The sequence below is a fragment of the Paraburkholderia sp. SIMBA_027 genome (assembly GCF_046535315.1).
GTDB lineage: Bacteria > Pseudomonadota > Gammaproteobacteria > Burkholderiales > Burkholderiaceae > Paraburkholderia > Paraburkholderia tropica.
The window spans coordinates 15414-30779 of sequence record NZ_JAWRWY010000036.1 but is presented as its reverse complement, the minus strand read 5'-3'; the positions used below and the strand labels follow the sequence as shown (position 1 = coordinate 30779).

11 protein-coding genes and 1 pseudogene are annotated in these 15366 nt (G+C 61.5%); 5 read left to right on the top strand and 7 right to left on the bottom strand.

The window, feature by feature from the left end:
- Positions 1–29 precede the first annotated feature (29 nt).
- Positions 30–512, bottom strand: a complete 483-nt coding sequence (locus SB764_RS37110; RefSeq protein ID WP_410866334.1) for a hypothetical protein — start codon at positions 510–512, stop codon at positions 30–32.
- A gap of 319 nt (positions 513–831) precedes the next feature.
- Complete coding sequence (locus SB764_RS37105; RefSeq protein ID WP_410866333.1) at positions 832–1707, bottom strand: manganese catalase family protein; 876 nt, start codon at positions 1705–1707, stop codon at positions 832–834.
- A 365-nt stretch (positions 1708–2072) separates the two neighbouring features.
- Here SB764_RS37105 and SB764_RS37100 point away from each other — a divergent pair, with 365 nt between their 5' ends.
- Positions 2073–2480: a DUF2934 domain-containing protein gene (locus SB764_RS37100; protein ID WP_410866332.1), complete on the top strand. Its 408-nt coding sequence runs from the start codon at positions 2073–2075 to the stop codon at positions 2478–2480.
- A 47-nt stretch (positions 2481–2527) separates the two neighbouring features.
- A complete protein-coding gene (locus SB764_RS37095; RefSeq protein WP_410866331.1) occupies positions 2528–3112 on the top strand; it encodes a pyridoxamine 5'-phosphate oxidase family protein in 585 nt (194 codons plus the stop codon).
- A gap of 270 nt (positions 3113–3382) precedes the next feature.
- On the opposite strand, the gene SB764_RS37090 is transcribed toward SB764_RS37095, so the two are convergent.
- Positions 3383–4285 (bottom strand): SDR family oxidoreductase, encoded by a 903-nt coding sequence (locus SB764_RS37090; RefSeq protein ID WP_410866330.1) that lies wholly within the window; start codon positions 4283–4285, stop codon positions 3383–3385.
- A 266-nt stretch (positions 4286–4551) separates the two neighbouring features.
- On the opposite strand from SB764_RS37090, the gene SB764_RS37085 reads away from it, so the two are divergent.
- The gene (locus SB764_RS37085; RefSeq protein WP_410866329.1) at positions 4552–6345 is read left to right on the top strand and encodes a thiamine pyrophosphate-requiring protein; all 1794 of its coding nucleotides are present in this window, start codon (positions 4552–4554) and stop codon (positions 6343–6345) included.
- Between the two features lie 166 nt (positions 6346–6511).
- Here SB764_RS37085 and SB764_RS37080 read toward each other — a convergent pair.
- A pseudogene (locus SB764_RS37080) lies at positions 6512–6894 on the bottom strand (DUF6496 domain-containing protein); the annotation flags it as partial.
- 288 nt (positions 6895–7182) lie between these two features.
- Between SB764_RS37080 and SB764_RS37075 the strand changes: the two are divergent.
- Together SB764_RS37075 and SB764_RS37070 are read left to right on the top strand one after the other, a co-directional pair.
- The gene (locus SB764_RS37075) at positions 7183–7899 is read left to right on the top strand and encodes a glycosyltransferase (RefSeq protein WP_410866328.1); all 717 of its coding nucleotides are present in this window, start codon (positions 7183–7185) and stop codon (positions 7897–7899) included.
- 193 nt (positions 7900–8092) lie between these two features.
- Complete coding sequence (locus tag SB764_RS37070; protein ID WP_410866327.1) at positions 8093–10795, top strand: excinuclease ABC subunit A; 2703 nt, start codon at positions 8093–8095, stop codon at positions 10793–10795.
- 146 nt (positions 10796–10941) lie between these two features.
- Here the strand turns inward: SB764_RS37070 and SB764_RS37065 are convergent, their stop codons facing one another.
- From SB764_RS37065 to SB764_RS37055, 3 genes are all read right to left on the bottom strand, one after another.
- Positions 10942–12213, bottom strand: a complete 1272-nt coding sequence (locus SB764_RS37065) for a phosphatidylserine decarboxylase family protein (RefSeq protein ID WP_410866326.1) — start codon at positions 12211–12213, stop codon at positions 10942–10944.
- A gap of 473 nt (positions 12214–12686) precedes the next feature.
- Entirely contained in the window at positions 12687–14186 is a 1500-nt protein-coding gene (locus SB764_RS37060) for a putative bifunctional diguanylate cyclase/phosphodiesterase (protein ID WP_410866325.1), read from the bottom strand.
- Positions 14187–14775: 589 nt separating this feature from the next.
- Positions 14776–14964 carry a hypothetical protein gene (locus tag SB764_RS37055; RefSeq protein ID WP_080180867.1) on the bottom strand — a complete coding sequence of 63 codons (189 nt, stop codon included), beginning with the start codon at positions 14962–14964 and terminating at the stop codon, positions 14776–14778.
- Positions 14965–15366 lie beyond the last annotated feature (402 nt).

Sequence of the window (15366 nt, the reverse complement as noted above, 5' to 3'; positions counted from 1 at the left end):
CAAGCGAGACCGTTATCTGTTAAGGATAACTACGCGCGTGACGCACAGTTGCCCACAGCCGCCAACTTGACAATGCCACGGTGAGCGGCATCGTGTTCATGATGGAACGGCGCGGCGTGCGCTCTAAGTGCCGGGCGATAGTCGAGATCGCCGACGCTATCGAACGTATCGAACAGGGCGTCGTCGAGCACGAATTCGATCGAGCTAGCCGCGCTGAACGCGGTTGACTCTCGCATCAGATCGACGCGCCCGCGCACCAGCGCGCCAATGCGCGTCTGTATCGTGCGTCGCTGCGTGGCGGGGCAACGCGCGTCGAGCGTGCTGCGTCCGGATTCGGTCGCCCGGCTCAGACGCAGCACGATGACGTCGCCTTCATTGATGAGACTGACGGTCACCCGCTTCTGCGAATCGAAACCTGTACCAGCGAGAGCTGGATTTCCTCCATGCACTGATCGAAATCGAATGGGTTCAAAATACGCTCCATGGCGCGAAAAGGTCTCGCCAACGTCCACGAAATCACGTACACGGTGCGCAATGCACGTGCCACTCCCCACGAGCCCCTGTTGCGCAACAGGACGGTCGCTGGCGCCGCATCGATTTGCCAGACTGGCCGGATCCCACCTCCGGCGTTGAGATTGCGCCGATACCAAAGCGCGCTCAAAGGAACAATGGGTAGCAAAATGTCTTCTGATCGAGATCACTGCGCAACATTCAACGAAAAGAGCCCGCACTGGGGCGGGCGTAAATGTACTCGTTGCAACGGTAGGTCGGGGGCATCTTTCCTCAAGCGTTTTGCAGAACGCTACGGCGAAGCGGGTGGCCTAAAACCGCTTACTTTGCCGATGTTTCACCGGAACCAAGATCGGCGCCCGTAACCGGATCGAGATCCGTGCGTGAGGCAGTTCTGGCCGCCATGGCTTTCAGCGTTTCGACGTCCTCTGCACTAACCTTGACCTGCGCAGTGCCGTCACCGCCATCCACGGCAGGTTGTGGCGACTCGTCGAATTCCCACTCAGGGCCTTCGTTCCACGGGCCCCGCTGGTCGTCGCCTTTTGAAAAGTCGTAGTACACATTTGCAAATTTTCCCACGCCGGGTAGCTTGCCCTGGGGAAAATTCGGCTGGATCGCATGCAGCGCCTTCTCAAACGACTTCTGGTGGGCAATCTCCCGGGTCATCAGAAAACCGAGTGCTTCGCGGATACCGGCATCGTCGGTCACATTAATGAGGCGCTCGTAAACGATCTTTGCGCGCGCTTCGGCAGCTATGTTTGAGCGCAGGTCGGCGGTTGGCTCGCCGATGGTATCAATGTAGGCCGCACTCCATGGGATGCCGGCCGAATTGGTCAGCGCCGGTCCGCCACCGTATAAGAGTGCCGTAGTGTGGGAATCGTTGCCGCCCCCAGTCAGCGACCGGTACAACTCGGCCTCTTCTTCCACCGCCTCTGCGAGTTGCCCTTTGGCGCCCTTGTTCAGCATCGCGACGATAGAGCCGATGACTTCAAGATGACTGAGTTCCTCCGTGGCGATGTCGAACAGCAGGTCCTTGCGGCCGGGATCGTCTTCGGCGACAGCCTGGGTGAAATAGCGGCATGCGGCGGCAAGTTCCCCCTGCGGACCGCCAAATTGCTCGAGTAGCAGGTTTGCCAGGCCCGGATTAGGCGTTGCGACGCGCACGGTGTACTGAAGACGCTTGTTGTGAGCGAACATGGTGAACTCCTTCGGACAAAGCCGATCCATACACCTCTGCTGGAAAGAGATGGACATCGGCTGGATCTGACCGAACGGCGCTGGGGTCGACCGACCGCAGCGCACCCGGGTGGGCGTTCGGATCTCGGAACGAGTGTTCCGGCGGATAGCGGGGCGAGAACCGCTGTTGACATAGTCGCCCGGCCTGATTAGCACATGCCGTGCCGCGACGTGTATTCAGGTCCCAACCTAACGATGGGCCATGCTACGCGGCCGGCGGAAAAATTCGTTAACCGATAGAACAGCGGCTGCAAGCCTCCTGTCGCTAAGGCCGCGGGAAGCCTCAACGGTGTCGGCCTTCCTGATTGTTCCGCCAGGCACGTTCGATGCGCGATCACATTGACTGGGATTCGATGATGCCCGGCGGCGCGGCTTGGTCGGTCGACGATCAGTTACGTGGTTTGGTCCCCACTGTGTTTGAGACAATGGAGAAAAAAATGGCAGCCGGTCCAAAGCAGCAAAACGCGACTCGCGTGTCCGAAAGCCGCATCGATAGCGCGGTCGAGGCAACTTTCCCCGCCAGTGATCCGCCTGCTATCGGCGGCGCGACTCGTGTCGAAGAAGATCCGGCGGAGCGCGACGATCGCCACAATCGAGTTCGTCATCGCGCGTACCAGTTGTGGGAGCAGGCGGGCGCGCCTGAAGGCCATACCGACGAATACTGGCACAGGGCCGAAGCAGATACCGCCGAAGCGCGGCGCAGCGCCTCATCCGTCGGCAACGACCAGAAGTAGCCGCAACGAAGCGCAGGTTGAGGCAGCCCATCGGCGCGGAGAATTTCATGACGCTTGACGAGATCTATGCCCGAATATGGGATTGTCTGCGCCGCGCGGCGGCTGATGCACCGCAGGAAGCACCCTCTTTCGTGACGATGCAGGCGGCGACCGTCGGTATCGACGGCGCGCCGAGCGTGCGCACGGTGTTACTTCGCGATGTGAGCGAACCGGAGGGCCTGATCACGTTCCATACGGATCGGCGGTCGCCAAAGCTCGCCGAACTGGTCAAAGAGCCGCGCATCGCGCTCGTCGGCGTAGATGCCCGGCACAGTCTGCAGATCCGCTTAGCCGGTACGGCGGGAATTGTGCTCGACGATGTGGCGCGTCGGCTCGCCTGGACATCGAGTCCTGATCACAGCCTGATAGTGTATCGAACCACGATTGCGCCCGGCACGCGGATCTATGATCCCGACGATGCGCTTGGTGCCGACCACATCGGTGACGAGGCCGATGGGTTTGCCAATTTCTGCGTTGTGAAAGTGCGCCTGGACAGTCTTGAATGGTTGAAGCATTTGTCGAATGAGCGTCATGAACGGGCGCGGTACATTCGAGTGGGAGGCGCGTGGGAGCCGACCTGGATTGCGCCGTGACGGACTTCAATTGCGCGCACGCGTAGCCGCTCCGCTCGAGCGCGTCGAGTCGGCATGAAACCCAAGCTGATGCAGGTGTGTCTGGGAGCGACGGGGCGGCTCCACGCGTGTACGCCACCAGTAACGGTTCGCCCACGAACTGTTTGATGAACTGGAGTCGTAATGCCGCCTGTGGCAACCAGTTCGGCTTTGTCCGTAACGGGCGATTCGGCGGCGTCGGTGCGAGCGTCACTGGCGACGCGGGGCCGCCATGGACGGCGCTTGTGTCGTCTATGGAAGATGATGTCCGCCCGTCACGCCATAGATTTCGCCCGTGACGAAGCTCGATTCCTGCGAAGCCAGCAACACATAGACCGGCGCAAGTTCCGCAGGTTGGCCGGGCCGCTTCATGGGCGTTTCCGCGCCGAACTGCTCCACCTTTTCCTGCGGCTGCCCGCCGCTCGGTTGCAGCGGCGTCCAGACCGGCCCCGGTGCGACTGCGTTCACGCGAATGCCGCGCGACGCGACCTGTTTCGCGAGCGCATGTGTGAACGCGGTGATTGCAGCCTTCGTCGACGCGTAATCGAGCAGACCCGGACTCGGCTGGTAACTCTGTATCGACGAGGTATTGATGATCGTCGCGCCTGGCGGCATGTGCGGGAGGGCTGCTTTGCACAGCCAGAACATTGCGAAGACATTGATGCGGAACGTCGCCTCGAATTGCTCGGTTTCGAGATCGGCGATCCGTTCGACATAGTGCTGCTTACCGGCCACATTCACGAGGACGTCCACACCGCCGAGTTGCGCGATGCTGTCTCGCACGAGGTGCTGGCAGAAGCCTTCGTCGCCGATGTCGCCAGGCAGGGCGATCGTCTTCGCGCCGGCCGATTGAGTGAGCGCTATCACCTCCTGCGCATCGCGTTCCTCGCTGGGCAGATAGTTGAGGGCCACGTCGGCGCCTTCGCGCGCGAAAGCGATCGCTACCGCGCGGCCGATGCCGCTGTCCGCGCCGGTAATCAGCGCGCGCCGTCCCCTCAGGCGTCCGAATCCCTGATAGCTAGCCTCGCCATGATCGGGCCGTGGCGTCATCTCTTGAGTGAGCCCTGGAGCGGGTTGTGGCTGGCGTTCGAAATCCGGCGCGGGATACTGCTTCGTCGGATCCTGCATCGTGTACTGGTTCAGGGTCGATGGCATGGTTGGCTCCTTCAGGTGAAAGGCGTGGAATGACGGAAAGCGAATTGACGCTTACTCTGCGCAACACGCGTTCCGTCATGCGGTCTCGCCTTCGTCTTCACAAACCATAGGCTGCCCGCCCGGCCCTCTCTCAGATGCGCGCCACGGCGCAGCAGGCGATCGCGTCAACGTCGAAGGATTCATGCCCCCGACGGTCAGTCAGGCAGGTTTGCGTCTTGCGCAATGGACGCATCGATCCCGCGAGCAACGCAAGAGGAGAGCGTCCAATGGCCAGCGCAACCGTAAGCGATTTCATCGTCGAACGTCTGCACCAATGGGGTGTACAGCGACTGTTCGGCTATCCTGGCGACGGCATCAACGGCATGTTCGGCGCCTTACAGCGTGCCGAAGGCAAGATGGATTTCGTGCAGGCGCGTCACGAGGAAATGGCCGCATTCATGGCGAGCGCCCATGCAAAATTCAGCGGCGGGCTTGGGGTCTGTATCGCGACATCGGGGCCGGGCGCCGCGCATCTGCTCACGGGTCTCTACGATGCGCGCCTCGATCACATGCCGGTGCTGGCGATCGCGGGACAGCAGGCGCGCGCCGCGTTGGGCTCGCACTACCAGCAGGAACTCGATCTCGTGTCAATGTTCAAGGACGTGGCCGGCGCCTATGTGCAGCAGCCGAGCGTGGCTGCGCAGGTGCGCCATGTGGTTGACCGCGCGGTGCGCATCGCGTTGTCTCGCCGCACGGTGGCCGCCATCGTGCTGCCGAACGATCTCCAGGAACTCGAATACGAAGCGCCGCCGCGCAAGCATGGCACGGCGCACTCCGGGGTCGGATACGCCGCGCCCGAAGTCCTGCCGCGTCAGGAGGATCTGCAGCGCGCGGCAGATGTGCTCAACGCCGGGCATCGCGTGGCGATGCTGGTGGGCGCAGGCGCGCTGCAGGCCACTGACGAAGTGATCGCCGTGGCCGAACGTCTGCATGCGGGGGTAGCCAAGGCGCTGCTGGGCAAGGCCGTCGTGCCTGACGACCTGCCTTGGGTGACCGGCTCGATCGGACTGCTCGGCACGAAACCGACCGACGAGATGATGTCGTCGTGCGATACCTTGCTGATGGTGGGATCGGGCTTTCCGTACGCCGAATTTTTGCCGAAGGAGGGCGATGCGCGCGCCGTGCAGATCGACATCGACGCGGGCATGTTGAGCCTGCGCTATCCGTTGGAAGTCAGCCTCGTCGGTGACAGCGCGGCCACGCTGCGCGCGTTGCTGCCGCTGCTCGAACAGAAGAGCCAGGAGAGCTGGCGCAACCGCATCGTGCACGCGAACGAGCGCTGGCAACGCGTGCTCGACGAGCGTGAGCAGGCGCCGACGGGCGGCAAGGTAAATCCGCAGCGTGTGGTGACGGAACTGTCGCCGCGGCTGCCCGATGGTGCGATCGTCACGAGCGACTCCGGCTCGTGCGCGAACTGGTATGCGCGCGATCTGAAAATTCGCCGCGGCATGATGTGTTCGCTGTCGGGCGGGCTGGCGTCGATGGGCGCGGCGGTGCCGTATGCCATCGCCGCGAAATTCGCGCATCCGGGGCGGCCGGTGATCGCGCTGGTCGGCGACGGTGCGATGCAGATGAACAATATGGCCGAACTGATCACGGTCGCGAAGTACTGGCACAACTGGGCCAGCCCGTGCTGGATCTGCGCGGTCTTCAACAACGAGGATCTGAATCAGGTCACCTGGGAGCAGCGCGTGATGATGGGCGATCCGAAATTCGAGGCCTCGCAGGATATTCCGAACGTGCCGTATCACCGATTCGCGGAATTGATCGGCCTGACCGGCATTTACGTGGACGACGCCGAACAGATCGGCGACGCCTGGGAACAGGCGCTGGCTGCGCCGCGTCCGGTTGTGATCGAGGTGAAGACCGATCCCGAGGTGCCCCCGCTGCCGCCGCATGTGACGCTCGATCAGGCGCGCCATTTCGCGACGGCCCTGATGCAGGGCGACCCCGGCGAGCGCGGCATCATCGCCAATACGGCGCGGCAGGTGATGGCTTCGGTGCTGCCGGGCAAGAAGTGACCCGCTGCGCTCGACGGGGAGACGCTCGCGACTAGCGGAAAGGTGTGGTCAATGGCCGCAGCGCGGGCGCGGGCCGGTCGTCGTCGAAACTCTCGCACGGTTCAACGCGTCCTTGCCGCGTAACGTACTTGCCCCGTGCACGGTGGAGGGCTAGCGGTGCGACACAGCGTGCGCAGCGCGAGACTGCCGCCTTCTTCGCGCCAGCGGATCGCCCGGCCGCACCCTTCGTTTCCGCAGCCTTCTTCGCCGCTGCCGAGCGATTCACGGCCGGACGGTCCGCCGCGCTTTTCGTCTGCCTGAACACAGCAGCGGGCGACGCTCGCGCCTTGCTCTCTTTCTTCAGCGTGTCGTGCGCGAGCGCTTCGCTTTCGACTCGGCGCTGACGGGCGCTTGCTCGCCCCTACTGGCGGCGCGGTCTAGGGTGGCCCGCTTGCGCGTCCCCTCGCTGGCGCCGCTTTTCGACACTCTCAACGATGGCGGGAGATCCACGCCCGCGCGGCGCGCCTTCGACAGTCCGATCCCGATAGCCTGCTTCGCCGAGCGGACGCCCGAAGGCCAGAACGACAAGCGCAAGGGCGCCGCGCAAAAGGCGCTGCCGACGATCGAAGAGCACTATCGGATGTCGCAGACGCTGGCGAAAAAATTAGGCGCGAAGACGAACTGATCGCGGCACTCGGTGGCGCGCGAACGTGGTGGTCTTCAGGCATCCAAAATGCGCCTATGCAGCATCCGGTGATCGCTCGGCGACGAGCGCGTGCCGCTCGTTTCGCTTAGTTTGCTCCGGCTCCTCTCTCTGGCGTCCGAATGTCGAGCCAAGCCCGATATCATGGAGTTCGAATGATTGGCCTGATCATTCCCGCGCACAATGAAGAGCGCTATCTGTCGGCGTGTCTCGACGCGGTACGCTGCGCGATGGCGCATCCGTTGCTGGGTGGCGAACCCGTAGAGACGGTCGTGGTGCTCGATGCCTGCACGGACGGTTCCGCGCGGCATGTTATGCGATCCGGCTGCGACGCGCTGATCGTCGAGGCGCGTAATGTCGGCGCGGCGCGCTCTGCCGGCGCCCAGGCGATGATCGCGCGCGGTGCGCGCTGGCTGGCGTTTACTGACGCGGACAGTCGCGTTGCGCCGGAATGGCTGGTTGCACAACTCGCGCTGTGCGCGGAGGGAGCCGATGCGGTATGCGGGTGCGTCAACGTGGACGACTGGAGTATGCATTCTCCCGCATTGGCCACGCACTGGTCTCGGCACTACCGCGATGCTGATGGCCATCGGCATGTACATGGCGCGAATCTTGGGGTCAGCGCGCACGCCTATGTCGGCGCGGGTGGTTTTCCCGCGCTGGCGTGCGGTGAAGATGTCGCATTGGTGGATCTGTTGATCGCCACGGGGGCGAATGTCGCGTGGAGCGCTGCGCCCCGCGTGACCACGAGCGGACGATTCGACGCCCGGGTCAACGGTGGTTTCGGCACGACGCTAGCGGCGTGGGCGAGCCAGTTGAGCGATCGGCAAGATAACAGCGAGGACGACAGCGAACCTTCGATCGCGCTATAAAGGGTATGCCGATGCTGGTTTCTGGCTGCGCGCCGTTCAGGTAACCGCGCGTTCTCGCTCTCGACGTTGTGCGGCGCCGGAGAGCCAGCAGCAGATTGCGGCGCGAATGTGCACGGGGCGGACCGAACCGAATTGCCAAAGGGAGCGTATTTTCCCTCAACCGAAGCTTCAGGCATCGCGCTCTATACTTGCCATGACGAAATCGCAGGCTTCCTCTGTCACTGAATCGCGCCCTGCGCCCGAGACGCCCCCCGAGTGGAATGGCTTCGTCCGGGTCCGCGGCGCGCGCGAACATAACCTCAAGAGCGTCGATCTCGATGTCCCGCGCAATGCGCTCGTGGTGTTCACCGGCGTATCCGGTTCCGGCAAGTCGTCGCTTGCGTTCGGCACGTTGTACGCGGAAGCGCAACGGCGCTATTTCGAATCCGTCGCGCCCTACGCGCGGCGCCTGATCGAGCAGGTCGGCGCGCCCGATGTGGACGCCATCGAAGGTCTGCCGCCCGCCGTCGCATTGCAGCAGCAACGCGGCGCGCCGAACGCGCGTTCTTCGGTGGGCAGCGTGACGACGCTGTCGAGCGTCGTCCGCATGATGTATTCGCGCGTGGGCAGCTATCCGCCGAAACAGCCGATGCTGTACGCCGAGGATTTTTCGCCCAATACAGTGCAAGGCGCGTGCACGACCTGTCACGGACTGGGCCGCGTGTACGACGCAACCGAGCGCTCGATGGTCCCCGATGACTCGCTGACGATCCGCGAGCGCGCGATTGCCGCGTGGCCGCCCGCGTGGCACGGGCAGAATCTGCGCGACATCCTCGTTACGCTGGGTTATGACGTCGACACGCCGTGGCGCGATCTGCCCAGGCAGGATCGCGACTGGATCCTGTTCACCGACGAACAACCGACCGTGCCGGTCTATGCGGGATTCACGCCGAAAGAGACGCGCGCCGCGCTCAAGCGCAAGACGGAGCCCAGCTATCAAGGGACGTTCTCCGGCGCGCGTCGCTACGTGCTGCATACTTTCGCGAGTACGCAGAGCGCCTTGATGAAGAAGCGCGTGTCCAAGTACATGATCAGCAGCGTATGCCCCACGTGTAACGGAAAACGCCTGAAGCCGGAGGCGCTTTCGGTGACTTTTGCGGGTCTCGACATTGGCGAACTGTCCCAACTGCCGCTCGCGCGGCTCGCGTCGTTGCTCGAACCCGTGTCGCGCGGCGACTGGCCGTTCGAACAGGCGAAAAAGGTCGGGGCAGCGCTCGACCGCGAGGCGCGCCGCGCAGCAATGAAGCGCCGCGTCGCTGCTGGAGGAGCCAGGCATGGATCCGCGCCGGACATGCGGCGCACGCCCAATCTTTCGGAAGAAAAGCGCGTGGCCGCGCAACGGCTCGCGATCGAATTGCTCGATCGAATCAAGACGCTGATCGATCTGGGTCTGGGATATCTCTCGCTCGACCGAGCCACGCCGACACTCTCTTCGGGCGAGTTGCAGCGACTGAGGCTAGCGACACGACTCTCGTCCCAACTGTTCGGTGTCGTTTATGTGCTCGACGAGCCATCGGCAGGGCTGCATCCGGCCGATGGCGATGCGTTGCTCGAAGCGCTGCAGCGCCTCAAGGCCGCAGGTAATTCGCTGTTCGTCGTCGAACACGATCTCGGCGTGATGCGGCAAGCCGACTGGCTTGTCGATGTCGGGCCGAACGCGGGCGAAGCAGGGGGCGAAGTGGTCTACAGTGGACCGCCGGACGGACTGTCACAGGTGACCAGTTCACATACGCGTCGGTATCTGTTTTCGGACGACGATGCCCGGCAAACGGGTACCGCGTTGCAGCGCCGCGAACCGCGCTGCTGGTTGCGGCTACAGGGCGTCACGCGCAACAATCTTCATCAATTGGACGCAGCTTTTCCGCTCGGCTGCCTGAGCGTCGTGACCGGCATTTCGGGTTCCGGAAAATCGAGCCTCGTGAGCCAGGCACTGCCGGACCTCGTCGCCGGGTATCTGGGTCGCGACGCCGATGCACCCGATGAGGAAGAAGAGGCCGATCCGTTGCTCGCCACCGGGAACGCCACCACTGAAGGGCGAATTGTCGACGGCATGGAGCGCATTCGTCGGCTGGTGCGTGTCGATCAGAGACCGATCGGCCGTACGCCGCGATCGAATCTCGCCACATACAGCGGAATGTTCGACCATGTCCGCAAGCTGTTTGCGCAGACGCCTGCGGCGCGCAAGTGTCGTTACAGTGCCGGACGATTTTCGTTCAATGTTGCTCAGGGCCGCTGCCCGACCTGCGAGGGTGAAGGCTTCGTGATGGTCGAACTGCTCTTCCTGCCGAGTGTCTACGCTGCCTGTTCGACCTGTCACGGCAGTCGCTACAATCCGCAGACGCTCAAAATCCGCTGGCGCGAACGCACGATCGCTGATGTGCTTGCGATGACGGTGGCTCGTGCGTGCGAATTTTTTGCGGGCGAGGCGCAGATCATGCGATCGCTCGACGTACTGCGTGCGATCGGCCTTGGCTATCTGCGACTTGGGCAGCCCGCTACGGAGCTTTCGGGTGGCGAGGCACAGCGCATCAAGCTCGCCACCGAGCTACAGCGCGCGCAGCGCGGTGATACGCTCTATATCCTCGATGAACCGACTACGGGTCTTCATCCGGCCGATACCGATCGACTGATGAAGCAGTTGAACGGCCTTGTCGATGCGGGCAACACGGTCATCCTTGTCGAGCACGACATGCGCGTGGCCGCCGGATGCGACTGGTTGATCGACGTGGGACCGGGCGCGGGCGAGGACGGAGGACGGATTGTGGCCGCGGGCGTGCCAGAAATGGTTGCACGTCAGCAGCGAAGTCGGACCGCGCGCTATCTGCGGGAAGCGCTGGCTTTGAAGGATGCGCCGTGAGGGATGCGTTAGGTTGACCTCACCAACTACAAGCGCTCAGGGCTTTTTGGTGTCCCGCGCTGCGTGTTCAATGTCACCGATGATCTCGTGCGTCCGAGGAGCCTGTGGCGTTGGCTGACTATGCGGTCACGTCCCTGCAAAATTGCCTACGGCCTCGCATGCGCGAGAAGGGAGTTCACTTTCAGTGGTGGTGAGTCATCCCGAAAGGGCGGACCGGGCTCGAACGACCGGATCACGTCTGGTTCAAAGATCAGGCAGTAGGTGCTACCACCATATTGAAAAAAGCCAAGTTCGCTTCCCTTAACCACATGCTGTCCTGGTGTGACGGCGATGCGGCACGACGATACTTCGGCCATACCGACGAACGCGCAAGCGATGTTGCCAAGCGCGGGCTCGTCGGTTTCGATCACGATGATCGCGCGTGCCGCGGTGGCGGTGGTGTAGCCCTGCGAATCGTTCAGTCCGCGTGCATCGGTTCCTTCGCGTTCGAGTTCCGAATAATAAGTGCCATCTACGTTGTACGCTTCGCGAATTGTCCCCGCGACCGGGGCATGCCAACGGTGGTAGTTGAAGGCGCTAAGGTAGCCCTGATAGACGCTGCCGCCGACGAACCGCTCGACCACGTTTCGATCCGTCCCCGCGAGAATTTCGCGTAGCGAATACGGCTGCGCCTTGATCCAGAAGCGATCGTGCAGCCGGCAGTCCTCGCTCACGTCATAAGGCGACGCTTCGCAGGCGTTGACGATCACGGCGGGATTGGACGGCTCATGGACGGGCCTTGCGTCATCGCGCAAACGCCGCGTGAAAAAGTCGTTCCACGATGCAAACCCCCAATGCAGTTGCGTGCGATCGCAGAGATAATCGGAGAGCTGCATTTTGTGCTGCGCGCGCTCGCTGAACCATCCGTCGGGTTCGGCGGTCGTGAGATGGGTGCGCGAATGCGGACCGCTCAAAAAGCCGCACCAATGTGTGAGGAGCTTGCGCAGTTGTGCATTGAAGGCGGGGTCGCGAAACACCGCGTAGCCCGACGGCATGCACATTGGCCAGTCGAGCACCAGATTGAGTGGCGTGGCGACTGGCACGGTGGCGTTAAACGGCGGTGCGTAGCCCATCAGATAATCGACGATGCAAATCAATTCGTCGAAATTGGCGTAAGCGGTTTCGAAGCCCGCGGCAAGCGCTTCGTCGATTGCTCGCGAGAGATTCATGCGCAGCACGCTATCGCCCTCAACCAGCGCCTGAAGCTCGCGCACGACGCCCGTCATCGGCTCGCTTCGGCCGCGCTCGCGCGCCGCTTGCGCGAGCCTGCGCCGGAATGCCACGGCAGCTTCTTCCTGTTGCGGCATCCAATTGCCAAGCCGGCGCTTGGGCTGCATGCTCGCGCCGCTGGAGCGGCGAATGTCAGGCACTGTGTGCATGGAGTCTCCTGCGACTTCCGTAGGTAAGTCAGAGGCGTGACAAGGCTGGTCGCATTGCGCATGCCTGCCCGAAGAAGCGATGTAGTGCGGCCGGATTGGAAACGGCTCGAAGGCATCGACGCGGAGCGAGGTCCTATGAAGTTTCTCATACTCGGTATCAATACGGCTGTATGAAGGACGACGCTTGCTCGGTATTCGCTGTCATTTCAGTTCGCCGGGCAGGTAGTTGGTCCATTCGTCGGCAGCTTTGCCGGCGCTCACTTCGGCATGCGGGTGGTCTTCTTCGCGACCAGCAGTTTGTTACTGCTCGTCTCGCTCAAAAAAAAACGCCGCGAATGGCGGCCAAAAGTTCTGCATCGAGCAAGCCTGAGCAGAACCTGAGAGAGATGACTTGCGTCGCGTTTCGGACGTGTGGACGATAGCATTGCCGGTATTGCTACGCGTGTTTCGCCACGGTTCGTAAGACCGGGATGCTATGCCTGCAGCTTGACATTCGCACTTTTTTCGCGCTGCGGATCCGGGACATCGCCGCAGTTCTGGAACAGAGCCGAGACGTCGTTCGCCGGCATCGGTTTACCGAACAGATACCCCTGCGCGAAATCGCAGGGCTGGGTGCAAAGCCACCGAAACACGTCTTCGTCCTCGACACCTTCAGCGGTTGTCTTGATTTGCAGGCTACTCGCAAGTCCCAGGACTGCAGACACAATTTTTTCGTGTCCGGCTATCTTCCAGTCGAGGAACGAGCGGTCGACCTTGATCTTGTCGATCGCAAGGTGAGTCAGGTGATAGATCCCGGAATAGCCGGTCCCGAAATCGTCGAGCGCAACACTTATGCCCCATGACCGCAGCTTCAAAAGGTTGTCCCGGACCACCGAGAGCTTGGATACAAGCGCGTGTTCCGTAATTTCAATTTCCAGCCTGGCCGGCGCAAATCCAAACTCGATAATTTCGTCATACAGCCGGTCTGCGAAACCCGCATCTTCGAGCATCGACGCCGTGACGTTGATTGCAAGTACCAGCTCATCAGGCCATTGCGCCGCGCAGACGATTGACCGTTTTAACAACAGAAACGTCATTTCCGGGATGAGGCCGAGGCGATCGAGGACGGGAACAAATTCCGTCGGCATCTGGAGGCCACGATGAGGACAACGCCAACGGGCCAGGATCTCGAACCCAACGACTATTCGGCCAGGCAGGTTGACGACTGGCTGAAAAAACGGTTCTATCCGGCCTAGTTTCAGCGCAAGTATGAGATCGCTTTCAAACTCGCTATCAGGCTTCTCGGCGTCCTCGTAACTCGGATCATAGAAGTGAAACATAGCGCGTCCGGCTCTCTTTCCCCGGTACATCGCATGGTCAGCACAATGCATGAGCGTGTCGGGGTGCACGGCATCGATAGGCGCGATACTTATCCCGATGGTCGCACCTACCACGATCTTGTTTGTCAGCGATTCTAGTGGGGTAAAAAGGCTGGTCAGGATACGCTTTGCTAACGCAGAGAGTCTCCGCTTGTTATCGTCGTCGACGAGTAACGCGAATTCGTCCCCGCCAATTCGGGCCACACAAGTCTTCGATTGAAGCCCGATATCGCTGAGGCGCTGCGCAACCTCACATAGCACCTTGTCGCCAACCGCATGGCCATGGCTGTCGTTAATGCTTTTGAACCTGTCGAGGTCGATAAGAAAAATGGCAGCAGTGCAAGGCGTCCTCTCTAGCGCGGCAGCTAGTTGCTCATGGAATACGCGCCGATTAAGCAGCCCCGTAAGTGGATCGTGTCTTGCGAGCTCATTGCTTAACGCCTGCTCGCGTCGTAAAGCCAGATATCCGTCTTTCTGGATGCGCAATGACCTACCCAGCCAGATTGAGGGGATGATCAGCGCGATGGCGGCGAATGCCGTTGACGTCAGGATGAAGCGCCACCGCTCGGCGGACTCAAAAGATTGCTCGTAGTCGATGCCAAGCGCATGCATCATCCTAACCTCGAGCTTGAATTCCCAGGCGCAGGATAATGCAAAGACCGTCGCGAGCACCGTCGCAATTAAAATCCCTACGTGTCGGTATATTTTCCGTGGAAGAGGACGCATGCCGGATGAAGCCGTGATTACCTCATCATGTTATCGGCACGCACACGCATCACTGTAGTGCGGAAACTCCGAGTGGTGCCATCTTATGCTCTTCGCGTCCCGACGGCGTCAGTCAAGCCAAGCTCAACGGCGAGGCTTTGTCGACCTCGTCGGCGTGGCGCGCTCGCGATCTCTTCAAAGAAAAAAATGGCCGCTGATATGCGGCCAAAAGTTCTGCGTGGAGCGAGCCAAAACAGAACCTGAGAGACGTAGTTCGCGTCGAAATTAGGACGCGAAAGCGCGTTAAAAAGTGCCGGTTTGCGCCAGCACAAGCCGTGAATCTTCGGGGATGAAACTACGGCGGGGAAAGGGATTCGGTGACGTAACAGTTAACTGAATAGTACAAATTATTGCGTGAGGTATAGCCTCTCAGCTTAAGGGATGCTTAAGAGACGACGTCCATCGTGAAGAAAATTTCGGGAAGGATTGCAAAAAGATGTCACGCTACGAACGCCCGAGTGCGCCCGTAGAGCGGCAAATGCGGCTCCGTTGCAATCAGGATCGGACTGCCGGCGGCGTTCAGTCCTTCTTCCACGGAATCCGCGACGCGGCGGATCAGCGACCCATCATATTCATAGAAGTCGGCATGAAAGCTCGATCCTGCCGTCAATACGTCGGTAGTGTTCATCGATGACGCCGGAGGTATGGATCGCCGGCGCCTATTTGCATCGGAGGGCCCCGGATGGCGAAAGACCGAAGCGGTGAAGAGCAAGAATTGTTCTGCCGCGCCGCGGATAGCCTCCCCATTCGCTGGCGTGTGTCGTCCTTTCGGTCAACTGCACGGGTAGGAGTTGCGCTGGACGGAAAGAGAACGCGACGGACCCGTGGTCCGCAATAAAAGTGACACCTTTGCGATGATAAAAGTGTCTACATGAACGCCCCCCTTTGCGCCAGGTCTCCAAGGTGTTGACGAACAGGATGGGCTGCAGCTCTACATTCGGCCTTGTTGCAGCCTGATTCGCTGCGGGCCCCTATGAAATCCGCAGACTCACGCCTCATTCACCGCGCGAGCTTGTTAAGCTCAGACACT